4 protein-coding genes are annotated in these 6,140 nt (G+C 69.4%); 3 read left to right on the forward strand and 1 reads right to left on the reverse strand.

What is annotated here, in order from left to right:
* Positions 1-111: 111 nt before the first annotated feature.
* A complete protein-coding gene (bagA, locus tag ACZ5NH_RS39050) occupies positions 112-1,089 on the forward strand; it encodes an ATPase BagA (RefSeq protein WP_468782330.1) in 978 nt (325 codons plus the stop codon).
* A complete protein-coding gene (gene bagB, locus ACZ5NH_RS39055; protein WP_468782332.1) occupies positions 1,086-2,525 on the forward strand; it encodes an ATPase BagB in 1,440 nt (479 codons plus the stop codon). The genes bagA and bagB overlap by 4 nt, the downstream gene beginning before the upstream one ends.
* Positions 2,526-2,867: 342 nt before the next feature.
* Here the strand turns inward: bagB and wblA are convergent, their stop codons facing one another.
* A complete protein-coding gene (gene wblA / locus ACZ5NH_RS39060; RefSeq protein WP_468782334.1) occupies positions 2,868-3,206 on the reverse strand; it encodes a transcriptional regulator WblA in 339 nt (112 codons plus the stop codon).
* 493 nt (positions 3,207-3,699) lie between these two features.
* Here wblA and ACZ5NH_RS39065 point away from each other — a divergent pair, with 493 nt between their 5' ends.
* Entirely contained in the window at positions 3,700-6,036 is a 2,337-nt protein-coding gene (locus ACZ5NH_RS39065) for a transglycosylase domain-containing protein (RefSeq protein WP_468782336.1), read from the forward strand.
* Positions 6,037-6,140 lie beyond the last annotated feature (104 nt).

A 6,140-nucleotide genomic window follows, 5' to 3' on the forward strand; every position in this document is an offset into this window, starting at 1 on the left:
GGACGGCGACCTGTGTCCGCGGGGTAGGTGACCTGTGACCTTGGGGACAGTGACCTGCCTTATCCACAGCCTCCCGCGTGAGTGTCGAGCGGACTGGTTAGGCTCGAAGACGTGAGCAGGCTCCAGGTCGTCAGCGGCAAGGGCGGGACCGGAAAGACGACGGTCGCCGCCGCACTGGCGCTGGCCCTCGCGACCGAGGGGAAGCGGACGCTTCTCGTGGAGGTCGAGGGCCGGCAGGGCATCGCCCAGCTCTTCGAGACGGAGGCGTTGCCGTACGAGGAGCGGAAGATCGCGGTCGCCCCCGGCGGCGGCGAGGTGTACGCCCTCGCCATAGACGCCGAACTGGCCCTTCTGGACTACCTCCAGATGTTCTACAAACTCGGCGGCGCGGGCCGGGCCCTGAAGAAGCTCGGCGCGATCGACTTCGCCACCACCATCGCACCGGGCATCCGGGACGTCCTGCTCACCGGCAAGGCGTGCGAGGCCGTGCGCCGCAAGGACCGCTCCGGGCGGTTCGCGTACGACTACGTCGTCATGGACGCCCCGCCGACCGGCCGCATCACCCGTTTCCTGAATGTGAACGACGAGGTGGCGGGCCTGGCGAAGATCGGCCCGATACACAATCAGGCGCAGGCGGTGATGCGGGTGCTGAAGTCGCCGGAGACGGCCGTGCACCTGGTGACGCTGCTGGAGGAGATGCCGGTCCAGGAGACCGCCGACGGCATCGCCGAACTGCGCACGGCACGGCTGCCGGTGGGCCGGATCATCGTGAACATGGTCCGGCCGGAGGTGTTGGACGCGGCCGACCTGGAACTCGTACGGACCGTGGAGCGTTCCTCCGTCGCACAGGCGCTCTCGGCGGCCGGGCTGGGCGGGGCCCGGCGCGGCGGGAACGCGGAGAAGCTGGTGGACCCGCTGCTGGACCAGGCGGCGGAGTACGCCGAGCGGTACGCACTGGAGCAGGAGCAGCGCGCGGTGCTCGGCGAGCTGGGGCTGCCGCTCGGCGAACTGCCGCTGCTCGCCGAGGGCATGGACCTGGCGGGCCTGTACGAACTCGCCACCGAGCTGCGGAAGCAGGGGTTGACATGAGTCCGGACCCGGCCGAGGCACCCGAGGCGCCCGAAACAGCACGGACGGCCGCGGGGCCGGAGAAAGCCGCGGGCCGGAAGAAGACCGACGGGCAGGAGAGGACCGACGCGCGGGCCAAGGCCGACGGGCGGGAGAAGGCCCACGGTCTCTCCCCCGCACGCGTGCTGGACGTCGACCCGCTGCTGGACGACCCGAAGACCCGGATCGTGGTGTGCTGCGGCTCGGGCGGGGTCGGCAAGACGACGACCGCGGCGGCCCTCGGCCTCAGAGCGGCCGAGCGGGGCCGCAAGGTGGTCGTACTCACCATCGACCCGGCCCGGCGGCTGGCCCAGTCGATGGGCATCGACTCCCTCGACAACGTCCCGCGCCGGGTGAAGGGCACCGAGGGCGAGGGTGAGCTGCACGCCATGATGCTCGACATGAAGCGCACCTTCGACGAGGTCGTGGAGGCGCACGCGGACCCCGAGCGGGCGGCCGCGATCCTGGCCAATCCCTTCTACCAGTCGCTCTCGGCGGGCTTCGCGGGCACGCAGGAGTACATGGCGATGGAGAAGCTGGGCCAGCTGCGCGCGAAGGACGAGTGGGACCTGATCGTCGTCGACACCCCGCCGTCCCGTTCGGCACTGGACTTCCTGGACGCGCCGAAGCGGCTCGGCTCCTTCCTGGACGGCCGGCTGATCCGGCTGCTGACGGCCCCCGCCAAGCTCGGCGGCCGCGCGGGCATGGCCTTCCTCAACGTCGGCATGTCGATGATGACCGGCACGCTCGGCAAGCTGCTGGGCGGTCAGCTGCTGAAGGACGTGCAGACGTTCGTGGCGGCGATGGACACCACCTTCGGCGGGTTCCGTACGCGCGCGGACGCCACGTACAAGCTGCTCCAGGCGCCCGGTACGGCGTTTCTGGTGGTCGCGGCCCCGGAGCGGGACGCGCTGCGCGAGGCGGCGTACTTCGTGGAGCGGCTGGCCGCGGAGAAGATGCCGCTGGTCGGTCTGGTGCTGAACCGGGTCCATGGCAGCGGCGCCGGCCGGCTGTCGGCCGAGCGGGCGCTCGCCGCCGCCGAAAATCTTGAGGACCCCCGCATTGTGGATCAGGGGGACGGGAAAGCTGGACTTCGTAACTCTCCCGACACATACGGCAGTTCGCGATCTCCCGCATCCGAGGCCGCTACCGACGCCCCAGCTTCCGATGAAGGCTCCCCCGCCGATACGGAGCGCTCCGTCGACCGGCTCACCGCGGGTCTGCTGCGACTGCACGCCGATCGCATGCAGCTGCTCTCGCGCGAGCAGCGCACGCGTGACCGTTTCACCGCCCGTCACCCCGAGGTGGCGGTCGTCGAAGTACCCGCGCTGCCCGGCGACGTCCATGACCTCGTCGGCCTGCGCGACATCGGCACCCGGCTGTCAGCGGGCACGGCAGGGCAGACGGAGCGGCCGTAGCAGGGCCCCGGGGGCCAACGGCCTACCGCTGCGGCGCGGTCGGCTGCGTGGCTGTGGCCGCGCGGCGCCATGCGGGGCGAGCGGTCGTACGTGCGTGGGTGGCACACCTGCGGCCGACGTGAGCGAGGCATGCGCAGGCGGCGTGCGTCACCCATGCGCGGCCGACGTGAGCAACGCATGCACGGACAGCGTGCGTCACCTGAGCGGACGGCTACCCCGCTCGGCGCCCCGGGCCTGAGCCCGACCCTGCTTCCGTGGCGCACGCCGGAAGTTTCCCTTGGCGTATGCCGGATCGGAGCCTCGTGCCCCGGGGATGTGCCGGAGGGAATGCCCTCGGTTTCCTCAGCTCACCGCCGCGTAGTTCTCGTACACCTCGTCGTTGTCGAGGGGCACGATGCCCGCATCGCGCTCGTACTCCGAGCGGGCGGTCTCCAGGAGCCTGCGCCAGGAGGTCACGGTGGGCCGGCGGCGCAGCAGTGCGCGGCGCTCCCGCTCCGTCATGCCTCCCCACACGCCGAACTCCACGCGGTTGTCCAGCGCGTCGGCCAGACATTCGGTGCGTACCGGGCAACCGGTGCACACCGCCTTGGCCCTGTTCTGCGCTGCTCCCTGAACGAACAGTTCATCCGGATCGGTAGTGCGGCAGGCGGCCTGCGCACTCCAGTCGGTTACCCAGCCCATACCGGCGCCGTCCTCTCCCGAATCGAGGCTCCCCCACGGCGGCAGCGGCATATTCACCGCCGCCAGTTGAGGACGTTACGGAAGGTGGGCACAGCGCAACACCCCCTTCGGGCCCAATCTTGAATGGCCCGAACGGACTATGGGTTAACGGCAGATCACCCGCGGGAGTGAGCTGGCGACATGTGCGACCATCCCGGCAAACCAGGACAGCTGTGGTGCGCCACAACGGGCGCCGGGTGACACATGAGGCGGATTCGGACACGTCCTCCTCAGAAGCCGGTCACGCCCACGTGCGAAAAATGGGGTACACCCGGAACGATTCGGGGTCGCCGGACGTATTGATACGTGACCGCACTGCTGTGACAGTTGAGAGCAGCTTAGGCCAAGGCCTGCGCGCGTGTCCGGCGAATGGGAACGTAGGGCGTCGCCCTTTGCCGTGCCGTGATGCGGTCACCCTTTCGGAACGCTCATCAGTACGGATTAGGCTGCCCCCATGCCAAAGAAGCGCTCGGGCCGTGGTCTGTCGCCAACGCAGCAGGCCGCCAAGTTCCTCGGTGTCAGTGTGCTCGCCGGAGCCGTGATGGCGGGCATCGCGCTGCCCGCGGCCGGCGCGCTGGGCCTCGCGGCCAAGGGCTCGGTCCAGAGCTTCGACGAGATCCCGGCCAACCTCAAGAGTCCCCAGCTCAGTCAGCGCACGACCATCCTGGACAACCAGGGCAAGCAGATCGCGAGCGTCTACTCCCGCGACCGTACGGTGGTGGACCTCAAGGACATGTCGCCGTACATACAGAAGGCGATCGTCGCGATCGAGGACGCGCGCTTCTACCAGCACGGAGCGATCGACCTCAAGGGCGTCCTGCGCGCCCTGAACAAGAACGCGCAGGAAGGCGGCGTCGCCCAGGGCGCCTCCACGCTCACCCAGCAGCTGGTGAAGAACTACTTCATCGAGGAGGCCGGCGACGACCCGACGAAGGTCGCCGAAGCCACCCAGCAGACCCTCGGTCGCAAGATCAAGGAGCTGAAGTACGCGATCCAGACCGAGGAGAAGCTCGGCAAGAAGAAGATCCTCGAGAACTACCTGAACATCACGTTCTTCGGTGAGCAGGCCTACGGAGTCGAGGCCGCCTCCCAGCGCTACTTCTCCAAGCACGCCAAGGACCTGAACCTCCAGGAGTCGGCGCTGCTGGCCGGCATCGTGCAGTCCCCGAGCCGCTACGACCCGGTCAACGACGAGGCGGAGGCCACCAAGCGGCGCAACACCGTGCTCCAGCGGATGGCGGACGTCGGCGACATCTCCCAGAAGGAGGCCGACCAGGCCAAGCAGACGCCGCTCGGCCTGCACCCGAGCCGGCCCAGGAACGGCTGCATCACCGCGGTCAGGGGCGCCGGCTTCTTCTGCGACTACGTCCGCGACGTCGTCCTGAACGACCCGGTCTTCGGCAGGACCAAGGAGTCCCGGGCCAAGCTGTGGAACCAGGGCGGCCTGACGATCCGTACGACGCTCGACCCGCAGGCGCAGGACTCGGTGCAGGCGTCCATCAAGAACCACGTCTACCAGTCCGACCCCGTGGCGACCGCCGCGACCATCGTGGAGCCGGGCACGGGCAAGATCCTCGCCATGGGCCAGTCCCGCCCGTACGGCTTCGGCACGAACGAGACGCAGATCAACCTCTCGGTCAACTCGGACATGGGCGGCGGCGCCGGCTACCAGCCCGGTTCGACGTTCAAGCCGATCGTCGCGGCGGCCGCGATCGAGGGCGGCAAGCCCCCGACGCAGAAGTACCCGTCGCCGTACGAGATGCCGTACCCGAGCCCCGTGCAGGCGTGCGACGGCAAGGTCTGGCGCAACGATCCGAACAACCCCGCCAAGCTGCAGAACGAGAACGAGTCGGAGCACGGCCCGTACGGCATGAAGGAGGCGACCGCCAAGTCGGTCAACACCTACTACGTGCAGCTGATCAGCGACATCGGCATCTGCCCCGTCACCGACATGGCGAACAGGATGGGCGTGCGGCGCGCGGACGGCCGGGCCATCGACCAGGCCCCCTCCATCGCGCTGGGCACCCAGGAGATGTCGCCGCTGACGATGGCGAACGCGTATGCCACCTTCGCCTCGCGCGGCATGTACTGCACCCCGATCGCCATAGAGTCGATCACGCAGAAGGTCGGCAGCGCGGAGAAGTCCCTCCAGGTGCCCAAGTCGACCTGCTCGCGCGCGATGTCGGAGAAGACCGCCGACACCATCAGCACGATCCTCAAGGGCGTGGTCGAGGACGGCACGGGTCAGCAGGCCGGCCTCGGCGACCGCCCGAGCGCGGGCAAGACGGGTACGACGGACGAGCGCTACGCGGCCTGGTTCGTCGGCTACACCCCCAACATGGCGGGCGCGGTCTGGGTCGGCGACCCGGCCCACAAGCGCCAGATGAAGAACATCACCATCGGCGGCGTCTACAACGAGAAGGTCTACGGCGGCCAGGTCCCCGGCCCCATCTGGCGCGACATGATGACCGGCGCGCTGACCGGCAAACCCGTGGAGGACTTCAACCTGATCAACATCCCCGACGACCACAAGAAGGGGGATGGTCAGGGAAAAGGACAAGGGGGGACCGACGGGGGCAACAACGGGACCAGCACGGGCGGGATCGGCGGACTGATCGGCGGACTGACGGACGGCGGCGCGGCTGACGGCGGCACGGTCAACGGCGGCACCACGGGTGGCACGATCGGCGGCGCCACCCCGGCACCGACCTTCTCCCTCCCGGGCAACTTCATCCAGGGGCAGACGAACGGCGGAACCAACGGGAACGGAAACGGGGGCTGGCGGGGGTGACCCCGTGACCCCGTGATGTGAGTACGGCGGCGGGGGGGGGGGGGGGGGGGGGGGGGGGGGGGGGGGGGGGGGGGCGCCCCCCTTCCTTTCGTGAGGGGGGAGGA

The sequence above is a fragment of the Streptomyces sp. NPDC031426 genome, assembly GCF_055581585.1.